Below are 20,268 nucleotides of genomic sequence, written 5' to 3' on the forward strand. Positions count from 1 at the left end.
TTCCTGAGCAGTATCAGCACTCACCACCTCATCATCCTTAAGGAGTCTTATGCCAATTACGCCTTTGGCAGCTCTTCCTACTGGCCTGACCTCCTCTTCCTTAAATCTGATTGCAAGACCCTTCTTTGTTCCGATAATAAGGTCTGATTTTCCATCAGTCTGTTTTACTGATATAAGCTCATCTCCTTCTTCAAGGGTAATGGCAATAATCCCTTTTGACCTGGGATTTGAAAATTCTTTAAGGTCTGTTTTCTTAACAAGACCTCTTTTTGTGAACATTACAATATAGCCTTCTTTATCAAGTCTTGTAACAAGTGCTGTTGCAATTCTCTCATCTTGTTCAAGGGGAAGGAGATTAACAATAGCCTTACCTCTGCTGTATCTACCAGCTTCTGGTATCTGGTAAACCTTAAGCCAGTAGAGTTTTCCTTTGTTAGTGAAGAAAAGAATATGGTCATGCGTGGAACCAATATAAAGGTCTGTAACATAATCCTCTTCCTTTGTCTCCATGCCTGTGAGGCCTTTTCCACCTCTTCTCTGAATCCTGTACTGTGAAAGAGGTGCCCTTTTTATATATCCGAAATGGGAGATTGTTATAACATTGTCCTCCTCTGTTATGAGGTCTTCAATTTTCAGCTCTCCTGTCTCTTCAAGGATATCTGTTCTTCTTGGATCAGCATATTTTTCCTTTATTTCTAGAAACTCCTGCCTGATAATGGACTTTAGAAGTTTTTCGCTTCCCAGTATCTCTTTTAATCTCTTTATCTCCTTTTGGGTCTCTTCATACTCAAGGAGGATTTTGTCTCTTTCAAGTGCAGTCAATCTCTGTAGCTTCATGTCCAGGATTGCCTGTGCCTGTATTTCAGTGAGGGGATAATTTTTCATAAGGCCAAGCTTTGCCTCTTCCGGTGACCTGGAACCCCTTATAAGGGCTATGATTGCATCAAGATTTTCAACAGCAATCTTGAGTCCTTCCAGTATATGAGCCCTTTCTTCGGCCTTTTTAAGGTCAAAGGCTGTTCTTCTTAAAACAACATTCCTTCTGTGCTCAAGAAAGAGATTCAAAAGTTTTTTTAGGTTAAGTATCCTTGGCTGGCCCTCAACAATGGCAAGCATGATGATTCCAAAGGTACTCTCCATCTGGGTGTGCTTGTAGAGATTATTAAGTATAACCTGGGCGATCTCTCCTTTTTTTAGCTCAAGGACTATCCTTATTCCATCCCTGTCCGACTCATCCCGGAGCTCTGATATGCCCTCAAATTTTTTATCCCTTATGAGTTCAGCGATCTTTTTAAGTAGCTGAGCCTTATTGACCTGATAGGGAATCTCTGTAATAACAATCCTTTCACCTTTTTTATCCCTTTCGATCCTTGCCCTTGCCCTTATTTTTATAAGCCCCTTACCATGAAGATAAGCCTGTTTTATACCCTCTGTTCCATATATAATGCCGCCAGTTGGAAAATCAGGACCCTTAAGAACACCCATTAATTCCTCAATGGAGGTATTGGGCTCATCAAGGAGTTTTACAAGGGCATCTATAACCTCTCCAAGATTGTGTGGAGGAATATTTGTTGCCATTCCAACAGCAATACCTGAGGAACCATTTATTAAAAGATTGGGCACTTTTGTTGGAAGAACAACAGGCTCTTCTGTAGTTTCATCAAAATTAGGAACAAAATCAACTGTATCTTTATCAATATCAGCAAGGAGTTCTTCAGCTATCTTTGCAAGCCTTGCCTCTGTATATCTATAGGCTGCAGGAGGATCACCATCTATCGAACCAAAGTTTCCCTGTCCATCCACCAGGGGGTAACGCATATTGAAATCCTGGGCAAGTCTTACAAGGGCATCATAAACAGCAGCATCTCCATGGGGATGGTATTTTTTTAGAACCTCTCCGACAACACCTGCACATTTTGAATACTTCTTTCCCGGAAGAAGTCCTTCTCTGAACATTGCATAAAGTATCCTTCTCTGCACAGGCTTGAGTCCGTCTCTTACATCAGGAAGCGCCCTACCTATAATAACGCTCATTGCGTAATCTAAATAGCTTACCTTCATCTCCTCTTCAAGTTCACGGTTACCTACTGAAGCACCTATTAGTCTCTGCTGTTCTTCCATCTATTTACCTCCTTTAATGACCGATCAAAAAATGTACTTTTTAATTTCTAAAAGACACTGCCTTAATTAAATATCAAGATTTCTTGCCTCAAGGGCATGCTTCATTATGAATTCCTTTCTTGGCTCAACCTGATCACCCATTAGGATTGTAAAGATTTCATCAGCCTTAACAGAATCCTCAATGGTAACCCTGAGCAGTGACCTCTTTTCAGGATCCATTGTTGTCTCCCAGAGCTGAGCAGGATTCATCTCACCCAGTCCTTTATATCTCTGAATGGTGAGTCCTTTTTTGCTCAGAGAAAGGACATATTCTAGAAGCTCTCTGTCTGTCTTAAATTCCATTTCCTTCTGTAATGGAGAAGTCTCCTCTTTTTTATGGACTGTTACCTTGTAGGGAGGAACAAAATCCTGTCTTGCTCTGTAAAGGGCCTCAAGCTCTTTATAATCCGGTGAGGCTACAAGTTCATAGTTAACTGTAAATCTGTAGGTCTGTCTTTTCACCTTAAACTTATATCCTCCATGCTCCTCGTCCTCTTCGATCTCCCCTGTCTGGATATCAGGAATATGCTCTTTAAGATCAGAAAGCACTTCCTTCACCCTTGTCTTTGCCTTCAGAGTCTCCCTTGTTACAGACTTTGCTGCTATAAAGGCAAGTACATCAGGATCAATCCTTCTATCTTTAAACCATAGAAGGAGCTTGTCAATTGCCTGGAGTGTCTTCAATTTTTTTGGAAGTTCCTCGGAAGGGATTCTCCTGCCAGATGTAATAACATCAAGCTCATTCTGTACTATTTTTAAGAGCATATCCTGTAGTTCTCCGTCAGTCTGGACATAAAACTCCTGCTTACCTCTCTTAATCCTGTAAAGAGGAGGCTGGGCAATATAAAGATAGCCTTTTTCAATGACCTCTGGCATCTGTCTGAAGAAAAATGTTAGCAGAAGGGTCCTGATGTGAGCACCATCTACATCAGCATCTGTCATGAGTATTATCTTGTGGTATCTTATCTTTGAGATATTAAAATCATCAGGTCCTATCCCTGTTCCAAGTGCTGTAATAAGAACCTTTATCTCTTCGCTTGAAAGCATTTTGTCAAAACGAGCCTTTTCAACATTAAGAATCTTTCCTCTTAAAGGTAGGATTGCCTGAAATCTCCTGTCCCTTGCTTGTTTCGCAGAACCACCAGCTGAGTCACCCTCAACAATAAAAAGTTCTGACAGGGCAGGATCCTTCTCTGTGCAATCAGCAAGCTTCCCCGGAAGGGTTGTATCCTCAAGAAGTCCTTTTCTTCTTGTTAGCTCCTTAGCCTTTCTCGCTGCCTCCCTTGCCCTTGCAGCCTGAAGAGCCTTCTCAACAATCTTTCTTGCTACTGAAGGATTCTCCTCAAAATACTGGGATAGTTTTTCATTCACAAGGGATTCAACGATTCCCTTTACTTCTGTATTACCGAGCTTCATCTTTGTCTGGCCTTCAAACTGGGGGTTTGGAATTTTCACGCTCACAACAGCAACAAGCCCCTCCCTTATATCCTCACCTGTAAGAGATTCCTTTCCTTCCTTAAGGATACCTGCCTTAAGACCATAGGAATTAACTGTTCTCGTAAGGGCTGATTTAAAACCTATTAGATGAGTCCCTCCCTCTCTTGTATTAATATTATTTGCAAATGTATATATGGTCTCTGCATATCCATCATTATACTGAAGGGCAATTTCTATTAATACATCATCCTTTTCACCCTCAATATAAATGGGTTTGGCATGAATTGGTGTTTTATTCTTATTAAGATGCTCTACAAAGGAGACTATGCCACCCTTGTAGCTGAAGGCCTCTTTTCTGCCTGTTCTTTCATCCTTTAGTGTGATCTGAAGACCCTTGTTAAGGAAGGCAAGCTCCCTCAATCTCTGGGCAAGTGTATCAGCATTGAATTCTGTTGTTTCAAAGATTTCTGGATCAGGCTTGAAGGTGATCTTTGTTCCTCTGGCCTTTGTCTTTCCCACCACTGTCAGAGGGGTCCTGGGTCTTCCCCTCTCATAGGACTGCTGATAGACAAGACCGTTCTGCCTTATCTCAAGCTCTAACCATTCTGAGAGGGCATTTACAACAGATACCCCAACTCCATGAAGTCCTCCAGAAATCTTGTAGGCCTTTGATTCGAACTTGCCTCCAGCATGAAGCTCTGTAAGTACAATCTCTGCAGCAGATCTTCCCTCAGGATCTCCGGGATGGGGTTCAGTGGGAATACCCCTTCCATCATCTATGACTGTGCAGCTTCCATCATGATGAATTATTACTTCAATATTTTTACAGTATCCAGCAAGTGCCTCATCTACGCTATTGTCAACAACCTCATACACAAGGTGATGAAGTCCCTCTGGACCTGTTGAACCAATATACATGGCCGGACGCTTTCTGACAGCATCCAGACCTTTAAGTATTTTTATTGCCTCAGCACCATAGGTCTCATTATCATTGACCTCGGGTGTTTGAGCCTGTTTTTTGTCAGCCATTCTGCCTAACCTCCTTAAATCCTCATTGGCATTATTACTGAAAGATAACTGTCATCACCAGAACCTCTCAGTATGGATGGACCAAGGGGATCATTGAATTCCATTATTATTTCCTCAGATTCTATAACCTGTAGACTATCAAGTAAATACCTTGCATTGAAGCCTATTGTAAAGGGTTCTCCTTCGAACCCCACTGAAAGTTCTTCTTCAATGGCTCCCAGATCAGGATTAGATGCACTCAGTTTAAGGGTATTTTCCTTTAGATCCATTTTAATAGCGTTTGATCTTTCGCGGGATATTATGGATACCCTCTTAAGGCCTTTTTCTAAATTTTCCTTTGTAGAAGTAAATTTCTTTAAGCATGACTTGGGTATTACCTGTTCATAATTGGGATAGGTTCCCTCGATTACCTTTGTAAGAAATTCAAGACTTCCACTCTGAAAAAGAACATGGTTCTTTCCGGCCTTAATGGTAACCATCTCATCCTCTACAAGGCGCCTCAGTTCGTTCATGGCTCGCTTTGGCAGGATAACCTTGAGTTCCTGCTGAATATTTAGTTCACTGTCCATTGCTCTGTAAAGGGCAAGCCTGTGACCATCTGTACCAACAGCGCGCAGACCCTCCTTTGTCAGGTGGAGCAGGATGCCATTAAATACATATCTTGTATCACTGTCGCTTGCAGCATAAACTGTCTTCTCTATAATTTCCTTCAGAACTTTTATGGGAATGGTTAATTCCACGCCGTCCTCAATATCAGGCCAGAGAGGAAATTCCTGTGGATCAAGACAGGCAATCTCAGCAGAAACCTTACCGGCTGATATCTTTAGTTTAAAATTCTCCCTTTCTTCAAGAAGGATATCACCTTCAAGTTCACTTATTAGAGGTATAAAGGTCCTCGCAGGAATTGCAAGAGCTCCCGGTCTCTTAACCCTGAATTCCGAACAGTGGAGCCTTATTGCTGTATCAAGGTCAGTTGCATAAAGAAGTGGCTCCTTCCGGCAGTCAAGAAGAAAGTGGTTAAGCACAGGCATTGTGCTTTTTTTATCCACTATGCCCTTAATCTGGGAAAGGTATTTCATAAACTCATTCTTTAATACAGTAAGAATCATGATTGCCTCCTTTATTTATCTAATAATTAAGTAATCCGTAAGGTAATGAGTTATAAATACGCTTGAGTAAAAACAGTTCACATAACAGACCTTCAAGGTTTTATCCTTTCAATTATTGATTTAACAAGACTCTTAAACTGCTCGTCCTTAGACATTTTATCCTCCACCTGTTTACATGCATAGATAACTGTTGAGTGGTCTTTGCCGCCAAAATGTTTACCTATATCACTTAAAGATAACTGAGTAAGTTCCCGAGCAATGTACATGCCAACCTGTCTTGGAATAGCTATCTCCTTGGTCCTTCTTTTAACCTTGAGGTCCTGAGCCTTTAATCCAAAGGCCTCTGCAACAGTTTTCTGTATAAGATCAGGCGTTATTGGCCGTTCCTCATCAGATATTACATCTTTAAGTACTGTCTTTGCCATCTCCATGGTAATAGGTGCACCTGTAAGAGAACTGTGAGCAGCAAGCTTTATCAGACAACCTTCCAGTTCTCTTATATTGGACTTTATCTTTTTTGCAAGCCAGTGGCAGACATCTTCAGGCAGTTTTATCTTTTCTTTCTCTGCTTTTTTGTTAAGTATTGCAATCTTTGTTTCATACTCAGGGGGCTGTATATCTGCAATGAGACCCATGCCGAATCTGGTCTTTAATCTATCAGGAATATCCTGTATCTCCTTTGGGGGTCTATCGCTTGCCATAACTATCTGTTTCTGCTTGTCATAAAGAGAATTGAAGGTGTGGAATAATTCTTCCTGAACAGTGGCCTTTCCGGATATAAACTGGATATCATCAACAAGCAGAACATCTATATTTCTGTATTTTTCTTTCAATTCAGCCATTTTCTGGTGTCTTATGGCTGCAACAACCTCATTTGTGAACTGCTCAATCGGCACATAGAGTACATTAAGACCAGAAATATGATCAACTATATAATTTCCAATTGCATTTATTAGATGGGTTTTTCCGAGACCCACTCCGCCATAGATAAATAGTGGATTATAGACAGAGCCAGGATACTCAGAAACCGTCTTTGCTGCTGCATGGGCAAATTGATTTGATGGACCAACAACAAAGGATTCAAAGGTGTACCTGGGATTAAGAAAAATACCCTTGCTTGCAAGTTTCTTTGTCCTGTTTTCAAGCTGTAAGACCTCTTTTTTGAGCTCTCTATCTTTATCCTTTTCAGCAATCTTGAATTTTATCTGACCGTTAAAATTAGCTATCTCGTTAAAAACCTCTATTAGAGAATTGACATAATTTTCCTCAATCCATTCTTTAAAGAACCTGTTAGGTACCTCTATTGTTAAAATTTCCTCTTTTAATTCAATAAGTTTTATGGGCTTAAACCACAGCTCAAATGAGCCCCTCCCAACCTTTTCTTCAAGCCTTTCAAGTACCTTCTCCCATATTTCCTGACTTTTTTTTAACATTTTACTAACACCTGTTAGTAACTCCTTGATTTATTAACTTCTTTTTTGTTAACTTTCTGTGGATAATTTCTTCCTAACAATTTCCCCTCAATTACTGAAATTTACCAAGAGATTTATTAACATAAAAACTTCAATCGCTAAAAGGCTTAAGATTTATGTATTCTCAAGTCATCAATCCGCTGGCTGATGACCACTTGCTATAATGCCAACAATTTTAATACATCTACTACAACTACTATTTTAGTTACTTAAATTAGAAGAAGTAGTTTTCTTTGAAACTGCCGGCTCAAAAACTTTTCTTTTATTCAAAATTTTTAAATATTCTTTAATAAACTCATCTATATCACCATCAAAAACAGAATCCACATCTCCTCTTTCAAGGCCTGTTCTGTGATCTTTGACAAGACGATAGGGTTGAAGTACATAAGACCTTATCTGATTACCCCAGGAGATATCCTTTTTTTCTCCAACAAGGCTTTCTATTTTTTCCTGTTGTTCTTTGAGCTGTCTGTCGTATAACTTAGCCTTAAGTATCTTTAATGCCATTGCCTTATTTCTGTGCTGTGATCTTTCATTCTGGCAGGCAACCACTATGCCTGTTGGAATATGGGTAATCCTTACAGCAGATGAGACTTTATTTACGTGCTGCCCACCTGCTCCAGATGCTCGGAATGTCTCAATCCTTAGGTCTTCTTCTTTTATTTCTACAGTTATATCATCCTCTATTTCAGGATAGACAAGAACAGCAGCAAAAGAGGTATGCCTCCTTTTATTTGCGTCAAATGGGGATATCCTTACAAGCCTGTGTACACCAGCCTCAGCCTTAAGGAATCCGTAGGCATACGGTCCGGTAATAGAAATAGTAACATCCTTTATGCCAGCCTCTTCACCCTGAAGAAGGTCAAGAATCTCTGTCTTAAAATTATGTCTATCTGCCCATCTTAGATACATCCTCATAAGGATCTGTGCCCAGTCCTGACTCTCCGTGCCGCCTGCTCCTGGATGTATTGATAAAATGGCATTGTTTCTGTCAAGTTCACCTGTCATGAGATGTTTAAGCTCTAATTCATCTATAAGTTTGTTAAGGGATTTTATTTCACTTCTTAACTCATTAACAAATATCTCTCCACCTTCTTCATCAAGAAGTTCCAGGGACTCTTCAATATAATTTATTTTTGAGTTTATCAGATCAAAGGGTTCAAGAATATCCTGAAGTCTCGCCTTTCTTTTTGTAAGTTCACGCATCTTTTCATGGGAGCTCCATACCTCTGTCTTCTGAAGCTCTGAATCTATAATCCTGATCTCATCAAGTAGTATATCTATATCAAAGATACCCCCTTAATGTATTTGTCTTTTCCTTTATCTCTTCAAGCTGAACCTTTAATTCTTCCTTTTCAAGCATTTTTAAACCTCCTGATTTAAATAGATAATACTCTTGATAATCCAAGTATAGAAACAATCAGGCAGAAATAAACAAAGAGATCACCGAACCTTGTATAAAAGGTTTTTTTATCACTCAATCCTATATCCATGGTTATACCCAGTCTTTCAAACAGTGGTGTCTGTGCAATTATCCTTCCTTTACTGTCAATGAAACCTGAAATCCCGGTATTTGCAGCCCTTATAACAGGCTTTCTATTTTCTATAGCCCTGAAAACCGCCATTGAAAAATGCTGATAGGGACCTGAGGTTCTGCCAAACCAGGCGTCATTTGTTATATTCACAATAAAATCTCCACCTTCCTTGAATGCTTTTCTCACAAGACCTGGGAAGATAATTTCGTAACATATCAGGGTTGAAAAAGTGCCTGATGGTAAAATTGCCTTTTTAATATCTTTTCCGGGCCTGTAGTCTCCTATACCAACTGTAATCTTATCTATAAAAAATAAGACACTCCTGAGGGGAACATACTCTCCAAAGGGGACTAAATGTATTTTATCATATGTATATGTAACTTTTCCATCCTTACCAAGAAGAATGGCGCCGTTTGTGAAGTACTCCTGACCTTTTTCATATCCCTTTCTGATAGATCCAAAGAGCAGATAGGTATTGATTTGCTTTACAAATTCTGTAAGGTCTGCGCTGAAAATTTCATCGGTATCTTTTGGCACTATAGTTATGTTATTTGCTGCTTGAGCAAAGCGAGGCTCGCTGAATATAAAGGGTACTGCTGTTTCCGGCCAGACCACGAGTTCCGGAGATTCCTTTATTGCAATCTCTCTTGTGAGATCTTTATAAATTCTCATTACCTCTGCCTGGAAGGATGGCTCCCATTTTTTATCCTGCGGTATATTGCCCTGTACAATGCTTATTTTTGCGGTTTTTTGGTCAATATTTTCTTTTAATCTCGCATTTCCATAAAGAAATGTGGCTATCAGGGCTGCTCCAAGAAGAACAAATCCAGCAAGCCTCGGTGCGATAGGATAAAATGGTAGGTCCTCTAACCTTTTTTTCATTAGAATAAGATCAACAATTGCTCCATTGACAGCTACAACCAGAAATGATATGCCATATATACCTGTAATGTCAGCTATCTGTATTAGGTGCAGTGTTTTATACTGGGTATACCCTATGCTTGACCATGGAAACCCGGTTAAAAAATAAGTTCTTATATATTCAAGGCTTACCCAGATAGAAGGAGCAAGAAGCAGTAAAGGATAGGCTGTTCTGGTGTGAATTTTAAATACCAGAAAGGAAAATAGTCCTGTATAGAGACTTAGGTAGGCTGATAGAAGTAACACGACAAGAATACTCGGTACAAATCCCAATCCACCGTAATAATGGACCGAATGGTGTATCCAGTAAAGTGTTCCAAAGAAATAGACCATGCCCATAAAAAAACCTTTTTTAAAGGCATCCCTGCCAGAAAGTTTACTGAAGGTAAGATCGATCATCAGGGGAACAATGGATATCCAGGCCAGCAAGGAAATTTCATATCTGGGAAAGGAGAGGATAAGCAAGCCCCCTGAAAGGCCTGGCAGAAGTAAACCTTTTATCAATCGTGCTGTTGCTTTTACCATCTATTAATTTTAAAAGACCAGACATAAAAAAATCAAAAAATTCTTGACATTATTAAAAAAGATAATATAGAATGAATTCATGAAAAAGCAAAAAACACTCTACGAGCTCCAGGCAGAGATATGCAAGGTTCTTGCAAGCCCTAAAAGAATAGAGATTCTTAATGTTCTTAAGGATGGAGAAAAGACCGTGTCTGAGCTTGTAGAGATACTCGGTGTTCCAAAGGCAAATGTATCCCAGCACCTTGCTATAATGAGACATAAGGGTGTGCTTAAAACAAGGAGAAAGGGTGTTAATATTTATTACAGCATATCCCATTCCAAAATAATAGAGGCATGCACTCTTATGAAGGAAGTTCTTAATGAGCAATTAAAGGAAAAGTCAAAATATATAGAGCTTGTCTCATCATGACGAGAGATAGTTTTATATTTAAAACTTTTGTTTAATGGAAGGACGCCATTTTAAGGGGCTATGTTTTATCCTTTTGGTTTTCTTGCTTTTCTCTCCTTCCAAGGTAATTGCAAGAGACATAACTGAGAAGGTGAACCTGGGAATTTCAGGTGGATGGATTTCGCCAGGAAATGGTTCTGACAGCATAATTGGAAAAACCTCTGTTGGAATAAATCTTTCCAATTACATATCCCTGGACATGAGTATTATTAATACCTTTTCTCGGGCGGGCTCAGTTCTGTTATCTCTTGATTGTTCCCTAAACTTTTTACCAGAATCAAGGATGACGCCCTTTATTGTGATCGGTGCAGGGGCAGGGATAATAGAAAAGGATGATAAGACCTCAACAAAGGGTCTTTTAAATGCAGGCGGAGGATTCCAGTATTTTTTTTCAGATGAGATGGCTCTGAGATTTGACCTTAGAAGCTATATGTTAGGAGGTCAGACAGACTTGGCTCTGGCTGCTGGAATTGTTTTTTACTTTGACCCTGCACAAAAACCAGAACCTTCTAGATTACCTGAAGGGATACAGTCAAATGAATTGCTCCAGCAGGAAAGATTAATAACTGTAAAGACTAAAGAGCAGATTTCTAAAGAATCCAGGGTAGAGAGGGCCGATAGAAAGACCACGGAGGCTAAAACCTTGCAGGAGGAGCCTGCTTCTGAAGGCGGAGGAGAAAAGATTGAGGTCAGAGATGGAGGTAAAGAGATTGAGGAAAAAGTATTAGCAAAAGTTTTAGGAAAAGAAGAAAGCATTCCCAAAGCTGGAGCGAAAGAAGTCCTGATAGAAGAAAGAGATAAAGGCCTTAATAAAAAGGAAGTGGGTTCAACAGAGAAGATAAAACAGGTTCCTATACATATAGCTGAAGAGAAGTTTAAGAAGAGAGAAAATGCCTTTTCAGAGGATTCTATAAAAGAGCTTTCTACAGGAGAAAGTAAGCCTGAGACAGTTACCTACAGTAAGCTTGATAAGAGAAGACCTTCTGAAGACAGAAAGACAGAGATTTATGTTCCTGAGGATAACCTGGTAGTCTCATCGTCTCGGATGCCTGTTAGGGAGACCGAGGAAGTAGTTAACCTTGAAAAAGGGATAGAACAGAGAAAAGCTGATCCTGAAAGGAAAGATTTAAAGGTTTCAGAGGATGCGGAGGAGAAGGTAGAGATTTCTGTAAAGAGAATGCCTGATTTAAAGAAAGAAGTTGTGGGTGAAGGACAAAAAAAGAATACCCCTGTTGCTCAAGAAATCTTTGTTGATAGAAAGGAGCTGAAAAAGGCTGAGATTCATGAGATAAAAAAGAATGGAACATCATATATGCTTGCGAGCAAAAAGAAAGATCTTCGGAAAGAAAGCAAACCAGAGAAAAAACAGAAGGTTTATGAAAAGGCCAAGATGTACGGAGAAGGAATGGTAAGTGAGTCAAGAGAATCGGTTAAGGAAGAGGATAAGGCTGAAGATAAAGACACTCTTTCAGATCAAAAGAATGAGCAGAAAGTGATATTAAAAAATAACTCCATTGAGGCTACCGTTGAATTCAGTATAGGTGAGACAGTTCTGTCTTTGGAAAATAAGGAGATACTTTCAGAATTTATTTCGGATCTTAAGGAAAGGAAATATAAAAGGATTATAATTGAAGGTCATGCCTGTGCCCATGGTGACAGAAAGACAAATCTTCTTATAAGCAGGAAAAGAGCACAGTCAGTGAAGGCCTTTCTTCTGCATCATGGAATAAAGAAGAATATCTCCCTGAGGTACTATGGAGAGGAGAAATTAAAATTTAAGGAAATTCCTACTCCCCAGAACATAAATGATCCTCATGTTAAGGCAAACAGGCGTGTAAGTATAATCGCTTACTGGTAAGTTTTATAACTTTATAAGAAAGTCCCTTTCTTTTTCGCCGATAAGAAAATATTTTCTTCGAACAGTCAGTTTCACTGTGTCCCCTGTTTTCTTATAGAAAAGATGAATCTTGAGGTCCTCAATGGAGGATACAGGGACATCGTCTATTTTAACAATGATATCATCCTTTTTAATCCCTGCCTTTTTAGAGGGGCTATCTTCTTGAAGATCAGTGACCCTTAGGCCAGCAGGCTCTTCTTTAAGGGATACCATTAATCTCGGTGCTTTGATGCCCTCAAGTTCATCAGGATAGATGATAAAATCCGCTATGTCTTTTTCGGGTTCTGTATCAAGTAGAATTACTGCATAGGGAAGGGTGTTTCTTCTGAAAACCCTCTTTGGAATCCCTGAACCATGAGCTAAATGTCCTCCGCCTGCAAGTACTATTAGCTGGTAGTCAGGAGCATTTCTTAGAAACTGGTCGATTGACATTGCCATCGTTTCATCCCACAGTATCTGGGATTGATAAAAGTAATTAAAATTTCCATCCTGCCTTTTGTGCTGTCTGAAGACCTCAAAGAGTCTCTTTCTGTATTCCTGATCGGAAAAATCAAGCTCTTCTGGCAGCTCCCTTTTTTCTTCTTCTGTCAGGGATTCAATACCGGACTGAGAGACCTTATCTATAATCTCCCTTTTTATGTTGAGGGCAACAATGGGAATGGAATTTTCCCTTGCAAAATCAAGGATAGGTTTATATAGATTGTAGTCAAAGCCCCACCTTTTAAAATACTCGCTCTTCCTGAGAAATTCTTTTTCTTCAATTTTTTTATTTATATAATCATCCAGCACGTCCTGGAAAGGTCGCTGAAACATCTCCATACCAATTGCGATCCTCTTATTTTTTTTGAAAAGCTCTTCGATGAACTTTCTCTGGAGGTAGTGATGACTTGTTCTGTCATGGTATTCTCCGATATATATTATCTTTCTACCAGAGACTCTTTGGATGACGTCTTCAAGAGCCAGTATCCTTCCTGGTTCAATTATCCGTGGTGGTTTTCTTAACTCTATTTCTATGCCCCTTTTTGGCTCTTCAAGTTCTTTCAGTATCACTTTGCCCTTTGATATTGCTATTGTTGAATATTGAGAGAATTCCTGTATAGAATTGATTGTTTTTACAGTATCCTCACCTTTTCTCAGTGCGACTATGGCTACTATTTTGTGGGGATGCCAGGGATTTCTTTTTACACTGATTGAAAAATCTGCCTCTATTATTTTCAGGGGACCAAAGAGCCGCCGGAGTTCAGGGTTATCAGTGCCGATAAAGATATAGGACTCCTTTGGATCAAATTTCTCTTTCTCAGGTTTGATTTCGAGGTGAGGGTTCTTTTCTTTTAGATAACCAATTATTGGCTCATAAAGCTCTTTGTCATTTTCTGGTGGAACGAGAAAGGCCTTTTCTTTAAAGATTTGAGAAATGGCTGGCAGGAATTCTTCTTCACTCAGTTTTCTCGGTAGCTTCTGGTCCTCATCTATTACCATGCTGAGGGGTTCATCATTAAGTGTCACCTTATAAGTTTCCTGATCTTCCCGAAGACTGATAACCTGCAGAACCTCACCGTTAGCGGTACGGAATTTTAAAGGTATATTGTAGATCTCCAGTGATAAATTGGGATCCTCTCTTTTTTGTAAGATTTCGAAGGAAACCTCAAAATGACCATCTTTATATATTATCCTGGTATTCTTCACTATTAGCTTTATCTTTTTTTCTGGAAATTCCATTACCCTTTCCATGGAAACTTCAGCTGTTAAAGGTCGTACGGATAAAATAGTAAAAAGCAGTAAAAAGAGAAAAGGATTTATAAAATTAAAAAACCAGGTCGATATATTATTTGCTTGCAGTTCTGTATTCATTTACCTTCCTCCAGAGTATGTACTCTATTTAGATAATCAAGAAACACTTTATACTGATAGGGTAGACTTCTTCTCTTATGAAAGATTATGTAAAAGCGCCTTTTGAACTCAAGGCCCTGAATCTTTATCTCTTTTAAGTTGCCTGAACTTATTTCATCCTTCACAGATACTCTGGAAAGTATAGCAACTCCTAGACCTGCCTTGACCGCCTCTTTAACAGCCTCTGTGGAGCCGAATATCCCTGCTATCTTTAGATCATCTATTGTCATCCCTTCTGAATGAAGCATTTTTTCCATAACCTTTCTTGTGCCCGAGCCCTCTTCTCTGAGAACAAAAGGAAGACTCTTCAGGTCTTCTGTCCTTATAAGTGATTTTTTGACAAGGTCAGGAGAAGCCACCAGTATCAGCTCGTCTTCGCCAAAAGGGATATGGTTGATTTTTGAATCTGTTAGTTTTGCACCTACTATCCCCAAAAATAGTTCGTGAGAAAGGACCTTATCAAGTATGCCTTTTGAATCAGAAATGAACAATTTAAATTCTATGCGTGTATGAAGCTCTCTAAATGTTTTTATGATACCTGGAAGAATATAAGTGCCGGGTATTGTGCTTGCTCCAATGACTAGTTCTCCTTCTGGCTGTTTTTTAATTTTCTTCAGACTTGATTTTGCCTCCTCCATCTTTTCCATTATCTCTATTGCATAGTTATGGAGGATCCTTGCTTCGGCTGTTGGTATTATAGTCCGTCCAAGGCGGTCAAAAAGCCTGCAATTTAGCTCTTCTTCGAGACTTTTAATGTGATCACTTACAGTGGGTTGTGTAAGGTGAAGTTCATCTGATGCCTTTGAAAAGCTTCTGTTTTTAAAAACCGATAAAAAAACCTTTAGTTGATGGATATCCATAATCTAATATATCATAAATTAATAGAATGTCTGCGTTAAGTAAAAATATACAGGATGACACAATAGTTGCAATTTCCACTCCACCTGGAGAGGGTGGTATTGGTATTGTACGAATAAGTGGTGCAGAAGCCCTGAACATAGCTGACAGGATCTTTCATTCTCCCAGGGGGATTAAACCATCCCTTTCTCCAAGCCACAGGATTTATTATGGTTTTATTGTTGATCCAGCCACTAACCAAAGAATTGATGAGGTCCTTATTTCTGTGATGAAGGCGCCCAATACCTATACCAGAGAGGATGTGGTGGAAATAAACTGTCATGGTGGATATGTTGTCTTAAGGAAGGTTTTTGAGCTTGTGTTAAATTTCGGTGCAAGACCTGCGCTTCCAGGCGAATTCACGATGAGGGCCTTTCTCAACGGAAGGATAGACCTTACTCAGGCAGAGGCTGTTCTTGACCTCATTAAGGCAAAGACAGAAGAGGCTGAAAGGATTGCCCTTGAACAGGTTACAGGTGCATTACGAGATGAGATCGATGATATATCCTCAGGACTCCAGGATATACTTGCTGAATTGGAGGCTTATATTGATTTTCCTGAGGAGGATCTGAACCTCAGCCCTGTAAACTGGCCCGAGAGAATAAAGATTTTCAAGGAGAGATTAAGGAGGCTCTCGTCTTCTTTTCACCAGGGAAGGATTATGAGAGAGGGTATAGCTACTGTGATTGCTGGAAGGCCAAATGTCGGAAAGTCTTCTCTTCTTAATGCTCTTCTCGGTGAAGATAGGGCAATAGTGACGGATATGCCCGGCACAACACGGGATATTATTGAAGAGATAATTAACATCATGGGCATACCCCTCAGATTAATAGATACAGCCGGAATCCGTGAGGCAAGGGATATTGTTGAGGCAGAAGGCATCAGGAGGACTGAGACTGCTATTGAGAGGGCAGATCTTGTATTGTTTGTTCTTGATGGTTCATGTGAGCTGACACCCTATGATTTTGCCATTCTTCATAAGCTCCATGGTAAAAAAAAGAAAACTATTGTTATACTCAACAAGGCGGATAAGGGCATTGTTGTTAACAGGGAGATTTTCGAGAATCTGCCGGTTGCTGTAGTTTCTGCTCTTAAAAAAGAGGGAATCGAGGAGCTACGTGAGATGATTTTTGATCATATTGTATATGGCGAGGGTTCAGGCAGGTTTGAGCCTTCAACAGGTCTTATACTAACAAGGGCAAGACATAAATTACTTATTGATGAAGCGATTGCTGCGATTGAGGTTGCCCTCTCAGAGATGGAAACAAGTGGATTGCTTGAGATTATAACATTCAATCTAAGAAAGGCTATTATGGCGCTCAATGAGATTACGGGACTTGAATTTACAGAAGAAACCCTTCTTGACAGGATATTTAGTGAGTTTTGTATCGGAAAATAATTGAAGGGGTATTTGTGGCTGAAAAGCTCGGACTCGAGACCCTTGAATTCAGGGATAAGATCTCTGTTCTTTTTTACAGATGGGGCATAATAATTTCAGGTCTTCTGATGCTTGGTGCCTCTATGTCAATGTTGATTTACGAGCAACAGAGGTGGACTTCGCCTTTATCAGGGCTTTTTATACTTGGTCTTTATTTATTTACGGGAATAAGTGTTTTTAATATCCATCTTTATATGGGAAGTCTGAAGAGATTTTTAAAGGGTATGTATATCTTTGCAGCTGGATTGTTTCTGATCCTTTTTTATGTTGGTGGAGGCCACCCTTTTTTACCTCTCATGACAATGCCTGTTACGAGCCTTTTGCTCCTTCCACTCTTTTGTTGCCTTGCTTTTATTGGAGCAAAGGAGGGATATTGTTTTAATCTTATTGAGGGCTATATACTTGCTTTTCTTCTTCCTTCCTATGTGCTACTCTGGAGTATAGCGGGTGAAGAGATAAAGATCTATGGTCTAATGGGATGTTCTGTCTTAATGCTCTTTCTTGGCTTGAGAAAGGCCGTAATGCCGCTAAGCTTTGACGTAGGTGATAAGACAAAGTATATTCCTTAAAAGAAGACTGATGATTTAGATTGAGTATCTTTGAAGTAAAAAACCACTACCTCTTCAGATAGAAAAAAGGAAACTTTCCTAAGATCCTTCAATCATTAATAAGTCAAAAGGCTGAAGAAGATTTTCAATAAAAAATCTATAGATTAGATAGAAAAAGTTTATATTTTGCATGAACAGAATTGATTATAATGTTACAAAATTAGCCTGTGATTGACATACAGAGGACAAATTTTCATGGTCTGATGAAAAAGTATAATCTTACTGTAAAAGAATACTTAAGCAGTGTAATTATTAAGATGATGAGTTAATAAGATTTTCTTTACTCATTCCCTCCGCTTACAGATAATATAATTTTTATGTAACAGCAATGTCCTTCTCACAGTGGTTGAATCGTTCTGAGAAATCCATTACCTCAAATATTCCTGTCCTTCCTTTATAACCAGTGTTCCTCAGTCCCTTACCATAATAGACTTTTACACTTCCAGAAAACTTTAGGTAATCCCTTTACTCATATGTTATGGTTTCTGCGTGTTTTACAGTAAGGACATATCTTTCTTACCAGCCGCTGGGCAACAATTTCCTATAACAGTGGAGGATATCAAAAAGGCTGGTATGCCAAGGTCAAGAGGTCTTATCAAAGAAGAGGGAGCGTCATCTGTGTTAAACTTCTTTCTTTGGCTCAATGTGAATATCAATTGCCTTCTGTTGTTTTCATGACCTCTGTCTCTTCAGCACTCAGGATTTTCTGAAGCCGTAAAATTCCTTGATTGTCTTAAGTATACCCTCTTTGAGCTTATCAATATTTTTACATATACCTGCTGGAGTCTTTTTATGGCCTCAACTTGTTCACTGTCAAAGGGGTCACAAACTATAAGAGTGATCTGGCCATCTTTTTGCCAGTCATACAAGCAGGTGTTTCATTGCAAATGGCTTTGGAAGAATATTGCGTTACAGCTTCTATGTCAAGCTTAAGTGCGTCTATCTTTTTATTTCAATATCAATTGACTCAGCCGTTACTTCTGTGAAATATCTTCTGTGAGAAATTTACCATCGGATTTCGGGATTTCAATATTCATAGAAGAGATGGTTTCTGCTTGAGTGATTGGTGGAATCAAGTAGTGTGGTCTGTGGAGGTTTTTTCCTTGAATTTAAGAAGCCTTTTTCTGGCTGCTTCTTGATTAATTTAGTATATTCTCAAACTGCCTTTTATTTATAAGACCTCTGCTTAATAAAAGGTTGGCAACGAATTCAACTGTCAGTGCTCTGCTCTCTATAATAAAAGGGAAAAGTTAGCTGCCTGAAAGAAGGTCAAGCAGTCTATCAAATTCTTCGAGGGAGTTATAGGTTATCTCTATCCTTCCTCTTTTGCCTCTGTGAATTATCCTTACTGGTGTGCCTAGGGTCTTTTTGAGCCTCTCTTCAAGGGTTGAGATGCTGGGATCTTTTAAGACCTTTTTCTTAGACTGTTTATGTTCCCTGCTGGAAAGTTTTTTAACAAGCTCCTCTGTCTGTCTTACGGTAAGGCCTTCTTTTATAATCTTTCTTGCCACTTCTACCTGAAGGCTTCTGTCTTCAATGCCAAGAATTGCCTTTGCATGGCCAAAACTCAGGCTGCCTTCGTGAAGCCTCTCTTTTATCTCTTCAGGCAGTACCAGGAGTCTCAGATAGTTGGCAACTGATGCCCTGTCTTTTCCAACCTTTTTTGCTATCTCTTCCTGAGTAAGATGGAAATCCTTTTTCAGTCTCTCAAAGGCAAGGGCTGTCTCTATAGGGTCAAGGTCTTCTCTCTGGATATTCTCTATAAGAGCTATCTCCAGGGCATCCCTTGAGGCAAGGTCTTTGATTATTGCAGGTATCTTTTTTAAGCCAGCGAGCTTTGCTGCTCTTAGTCTTCTTTCACCTGCTATTAATTTAAATGTGCCGTCTCCCTGTCTTGTTACAATAACAGGCTGTATAATACCTTTTTCCTTAATTGATTCAGCAAGCTCATTGAGTGACTCATCCCTGAATACCTTTCTTGGCTGGTGGTCACCAGGGATGATTCTGTCTATATCAAGTTTTATGACCTCCTCTGCCTTTTCAGGCAGAAGGGCCTCAATTCCTCTTCCCAACGCTGTTTTCATTCAGTATCTCCTTTGCAAGTTCTATATAACTCTGGGCACCTTTTGATTTTATATCATAAAGCATCACAGGTTTTCCATGACTGGGTGCCTCTGCAAGAGCAACATTTCTTGGAATAACACTTTCATAAACAAGGTCTGTAAAATGTTTTCTCACCTCAGCCTCTACCTGGTGGGAGAGGGCATTTCTGGGATCAAACATCGTTAGCAAAATACCTTCAATCTCAAGCCCTGGATTAAAGGAGCTTCTTACCATACTCAGGGTCTGCATGAGAAGGCTCAGACCCTCAAGGGCATAATATTCGCATTGCACAGGAATAATAACCCCATCTGCTGCTACAAGAGCATTAAGAGTGAGAAGACCGAGTGAGGGAGGACAATCTATGAGGATATACTGAAATCTCTCTTTTACTGAAGAGACTGCCTTTGAAAGGATAAACTCCCTGCTGTTTTTTCCAACAAGCTCAACTTCCACTCCAAGCAGGTCTACTGTGGATGGTGCAAGAAAGAGATGGTTTATCTCAGTGGCAAGGATTATGTCCTTCAATTGAGCCCTTTCAATATAAATATCATAAAGACTAGCATTCAGGGACTTTCTATCAATACCAAGGCCACTTGTCAGATTTCCCTGGGGATCTGTATCTATAACAAGGATATCCTTTTCTGCCAGTGCAAGCGATGCGCCAAGATTAATAGCAGTAGTGGTCTTTCCAACACCGCCCTTCTGATTAACAATTGTCAGTATCCTCGCCACAATGGATTATAACATAAGCCTATGAAAGGGCTGAAGACGGGTGTTCCACGTGGAACACATTCAGCTG

Annotated in this window: 14 protein-coding genes; 4 read left to right on the top strand and 10 right to left on the bottom strand. The window is 39.6% G+C overall.

The genetic code is table 11. From position 1 onward, the window contains the following. From gyrA to lnt, 6 genes are all read right to left on the bottom strand, one after another. Positions 1 to 2,121, bottom strand: a 2,121-nt coding sequence (gene gyrA / locus N2257_06940) for a DNA gyrase subunit A (protein MCX7794120.1), incomplete at its 3' end; no start/stop codon positions are given. A gap of 66 nt (positions 2,122 to 2,187) precedes the next feature. After that, on the bottom strand, positions 2,188 to 4,626 hold the full coding sequence (gyrB, locus tag N2257_06945; GenBank protein MCX7794121.1) for a DNA topoisomerase (ATP-hydrolyzing) subunit B: 2,439 nt from the start codon (positions 4,624 to 4,626) through the stop codon (positions 2,188 to 2,190). 14 nt (positions 4,627 to 4,640) lie between these two features. Continuing rightward, positions 4,641 to 5,735 (bottom strand): DNA polymerase III subunit beta, encoded by a 1,095-nt coding sequence (dnaN, locus tag N2257_06950; protein MCX7794122.1) that lies wholly within the window; start codon positions 5,733 to 5,735, stop codon positions 4,641 to 4,643. Between the two features lie 92 nt (positions 5,736 to 5,827). Beyond that, positions 5,828 to 7,168 carry a chromosomal replication initiator protein DnaA gene (gene dnaA, locus N2257_06955; GenBank protein MCX7794123.1) on the bottom strand — a complete coding sequence of 447 codons (1,341 nt, stop codon included), beginning with the start codon at positions 7,166 to 7,168 and terminating at the stop codon, positions 5,828 to 5,830. Between the two features lie 240 nt (positions 7,169 to 7,408). Continuing rightward, a complete protein-coding gene (prfB, locus tag N2257_06960) occupies positions 7,409 to 8,485 on the bottom strand; it encodes a peptide chain release factor 2 (GenBank protein ID MCX7794124.1) in 1,077 nt (358 codons plus the stop codon). A gap of 101 nt (positions 8,486 to 8,586) precedes the next feature. Beyond that, the gene (gene lnt / locus N2257_06965) at positions 8,587 to 10,188 is read right to left on the bottom strand and encodes an apolipoprotein N-acyltransferase (protein ID MCX7794125.1); all 1,602 of its coding nucleotides are present in this window, start codon (positions 10,186 to 10,188) and stop codon (positions 8,587 to 8,589) included. 79 nt (positions 10,189 to 10,267) lie between these two features. Here lnt and N2257_06970 point away from each other — a divergent pair, with 79 nt between their 5' ends. Further along, complete coding sequence (locus N2257_06970) at positions 10,268 to 10,597, top strand: metalloregulator ArsR/SmtB family transcription factor (protein ID MCX7794126.1); 330 nt, start codon at positions 10,268 to 10,270, stop codon at positions 10,595 to 10,597. A 130-nt stretch (positions 10,598 to 10,727) separates the two neighbouring features. Next, the gene (locus N2257_06975; protein MCX7794127.1) at positions 10,728 to 12,494 is read left to right on the top strand and encodes an OmpA family protein; all 1,767 of its coding nucleotides are present in this window, start codon (positions 10,728 to 10,730) and stop codon (positions 12,492 to 12,494) included. A gap of 3 nt (positions 12,495 to 12,497) precedes the next feature. Here N2257_06975 and N2257_06980 read toward each other — a convergent pair whose 3' ends face one another. Further along, the gene (locus tag N2257_06980) at positions 12,498 to 14,384 is read right to left on the bottom strand and encodes a ChaN family lipoprotein (protein MCX7794128.1); all 1,887 of its coding nucleotides are present in this window, start codon (positions 14,382 to 14,384) and stop codon (positions 12,498 to 12,500) included. Continuing rightward, positions 14,381 to 15,283, bottom strand: coding sequence for a selenium metabolism-associated LysR family transcriptional regulator (locus N2257_06985; protein MCX7794129.1), 903 nt, complete (start codon positions 15,281 to 15,283; stop codon positions 14,381 to 14,383). Before N2257_06985 ends, N2257_06980 begins: the two co-directional genes overlap by 4 nt. Positions 15,284 to 15,309: 26 nt before the next feature. Here N2257_06985 and mnmE point away from each other — a divergent pair, with 26 nt between their 5' ends. Beyond that, positions 15,310 to 16,719, top strand: a complete 1,410-nt coding sequence (mnmE, locus tag N2257_06990) for a tRNA uridine-5-carboxymethylaminomethyl(34) synthesis GTPase MnmE (protein MCX7794130.1) — start codon at positions 15,310 to 15,312, stop codon at positions 16,717 to 16,719. A 14-nt stretch (positions 16,720 to 16,733) separates the two neighbouring features. Further along, complete coding sequence (locus tag N2257_06995; GenBank protein ID MCX7794131.1) at positions 16,734 to 17,327, top strand: DUF2301 domain-containing membrane protein; 594 nt, start codon at positions 16,734 to 16,736, stop codon at positions 17,325 to 17,327. 1,289 nt (positions 17,328 to 18,616) lie between these two features. Here the strand turns inward: N2257_06995 and N2257_07000 are convergent. Both N2257_07000 and N2257_07005 read right to left on the bottom strand, forming a co-directional pair. After that, the gene (locus N2257_07000) at positions 18,617 to 19,450 is read right to left on the bottom strand and encodes a ParB/RepB/Spo0J family partition protein (GenBank protein MCX7794132.1); all 834 of its coding nucleotides are present in this window, start codon (positions 19,448 to 19,450) and stop codon (positions 18,617 to 18,619) included. Then, positions 19,422 to 20,201 (bottom strand): ParA family protein, encoded by a 780-nt coding sequence (locus tag N2257_07005; GenBank protein MCX7794133.1) that lies wholly within the window; start codon positions 20,199 to 20,201, stop codon positions 19,422 to 19,424. Before N2257_07005 ends, N2257_07000 begins: the two co-directional genes overlap by 29 nt. Positions 20,202 to 20,268 lie beyond the last annotated feature (67 nt).

Source organism: Thermodesulfovibrionales bacterium, from assembly GCA_026417875.1.
Classification (GTDB): Bacteria; Nitrospirota; Thermodesulfovibrionia; order Thermodesulfovibrionales; family CALJEL01; genus CALJEL01.

Coding starts and splice junctions, on each gene's coding strand:
- dnaA (MCX7794123.1), bottom strand. CDS start 7,168: ATGTTAAAAAAAAGTCAGGAAATATGGGAGAAGGTACTTGAAAGGCTT.
- lnt (MCX7794125.1), bottom strand. CDS start 10,188: ATGGTAAAAGCAACAGCACGATTGATAAAAGGTTTACTTCTGCCAGGC.
- mnmE (MCX7794130.1), top strand. CDS start 15,310: ATGTCTGCGTTAAGTAAAAATATACAGGATGACACAATAGTTGCAATT.
- dnaN (MCX7794122.1), bottom strand. CDS start 5,735: ATGATTCTTACTGTATTAAAGAATGAGTTTATGAAATACCTTTCCCAG.
- N2257_06980 (MCX7794128.1), bottom strand. CDS start 14,384: ATGAATACAGAACTGCAAGCAAATAATATATCGACCTGGTTTTTTAAT.
- N2257_06985 (MCX7794129.1), bottom strand. CDS start 15,283: ATGGATATCCATCAACTAAAGGTTTTTTTATCGGTTTTTAAAAACAGA.
- N2257_07000 (MCX7794132.1), bottom strand. CDS start 19,450: ATGAAAACAGCGTTGGGAAGAGGAATTGAGGCCCTTCTGCCTGAAAAG.
- gyrB (MCX7794121.1), bottom strand. CDS start 4,626: ATGGCTGACAAAAAACAGGCTCAAACACCCGAGGTCAATGATAATGAG.
- N2257_06970 (MCX7794126.1), top strand. CDS start 10,268: ATGAAAAAGCAAAAAACACTCTACGAGCTCCAGGCAGAGATATGCAAG.